We start from the raw sequence: 1,848 nt of genomic DNA, 5'->3' as shown, positions 1-1,848 counted from the left end.
CCTTGTACATCTGGATGATCTCGCGGATTTCGTTGATCGAGAAGCCAAGCCTCTTGCCGCGCATGATCTGACGGATGAGGTGCCGGTCGGAGGGGCGAAACAGCCGCGTGCGGCCACGCCGCACCGGCTGCACCAGCCCTTCGTCCTCGTAAAAGCGCAGCGTCCGCGTCGACACGTCGAACTCGCGGGTCAACTCGGTGATCGAATAATATTCTCGCATTGCCACTCCCGCACGCCGAAACCAAGGGGCGATCGCCATGCCGGCGTCGCCCTTATGTCCCGAACCAAAACCCATGCCATGCCGGAATCGACATGGCGCCCCGCGCAAGCCTCGCACGGCATTTACGTAAAAGTCAATTAAGCCAAAAGGCATGCCTTCAGGGCACACCGAACCACCACGTGGCAATGCCGAGAAATGCAAAGAAGCCGACGACGTCGGTAACCGTGGTGACAAAAACTGCCGAAGCGACCGCCGGATCGATCTTGAAACGATCGAGCAGCAGCGGGATCAGGATGCCGGCCAGAGCGGCCACGAACATGTTGATGATCATCGCCGCCGCGATGATGCCGCCCAGATTGGGGTCACGGAACCAGGCTGCCGCAACGATGCCGATCAGGATGGCGAAGACGATGCCGTTGATGAAGCCGACACCCATCTCGCGGCGAATGATGCGGCCGGCATTGTAGATGTCGAGATCCCTGGTCGCCAACGCCCGCACGGTGACGGTCATGGTTTGCGAGCCGGCATTGCCGCCCATGCCGGCGACGATCGGCATCAGCACCGCCAGTGCGACGATATGTTCGATCGTGCGGTCGAAAAGGCTGATCACCGACGCCGCCAGGAACGCGGTCAGAAGGTTGATCAGCAACCACGGAACGCGTGAGCGCGAGGTCGAAAAGATGCTGTCGGAAAGCTCCTCGTCGCCGACGCCGCCCATGCGCATCAAGTCTTCTTCGGCCTCCTGCTGTATGACGTCGACAACATCGTCGATGGTCAGAACGCCAACCAGCCGTTCGTTCTCGTCGACGACAGCGGCCGACAAAAGATCGTACTGCTCGAATTCCCGTGCAGCCTCTTCCTGGTCCATGGTGGCCGGAATGGCGTGCCGCGTCTCGTGCATCACTTCCTCGACCTTGACCGAACGCTTGGTGCGCAGGATCTGGTCGAGGTCGATGGCGCCGAGCAGCTTGAAGCTCGGATCGATGACGAAGATCTGGCTGAAGCGCTCGGGCAGATTCTGGTCGTCGCGCATGTAGTCGATGGTCTGGCCGATCGTCCAGAACGGCGGCACCGCGACGAACTCGGTCTGCATGCGGCGGCCGGCCGTCTCTTCGGGATAGTCGAGCGAGCGGCGCAGCCTGATCCGCTCGGTGAACGGCAGCTGCGACAGGATCTCGTCCTGATCCTCCTTCTCGAGGTCTTCGAGAATGTAGACGGCGTCGTCGGAATCGAGCTCCTGTACCGCCTGCGCGATCTGCGCATTGGGCAGACTGTCGACGATCTCCATACGGATCGCCTCGTCGACCTCGGTCAGCGAGGAGAAGTCGAAATCGGCGCCCAGGAGCTCGACCAGCGCGTGGCGCTGTTCGGGATGCAGCGCCTCGAGCAGGTCGCCGAGTTCCGACTGGTGCAGGTCGTCGACTTCATGCTTGAGGGTCAGCGTGTCGCGGTCGGCGATCGCCGCGCCAATCCGCGCCAGGAAGGACGAAAGCACGGCGCCGTCCTCGCCATAGATGTCGGCGTGGTGCTCCTCGGCGGCCCTGGCGCCAATCGTCCGTTCGTGCTCGCCTTCCACCAGCGCCTCCCGCCACAAGAATCCCGGAAAAGGTGCAAATCAGGTCTAGAGC

2 protein-coding genes are annotated in these 1,848 nt (G+C 62.1%); both read right to left on the bottom strand.

The annotated features are described in order from the left end of the window. The coding region (locus EN984_RS33170; protein WP_127384289.1) for a MerR family transcriptional regulator at window positions 1-220 on the bottom strand (220 nt) is incomplete at its 3' end. Between the two features lie 157 nt (window positions 221-377). Next, window positions 378-1,796, bottom strand: coding sequence for a magnesium transporter (gene mgtE / locus EN984_RS33165; RefSeq protein ID WP_127268000.1), 1,419 nt, complete (start codon window positions 1,794-1,796; stop codon window positions 378-380). Between the last annotated feature and the right edge of the window lie 52 nt (window positions 1,797-1,848).

The sequence above is a fragment of the Mesorhizobium sp. M7A.F.Ca.CA.004.12.1.1 genome, from assembly GCF_003997835.1.
Lineage (GTDB): Bacteria > Pseudomonadota > Alphaproteobacteria > Rhizobiales > Rhizobiaceae > Mesorhizobium.
Note: the sequence above shows the minus strand (reverse complement) of the source record. Positions and strands in the feature narration are given on the sequence as shown.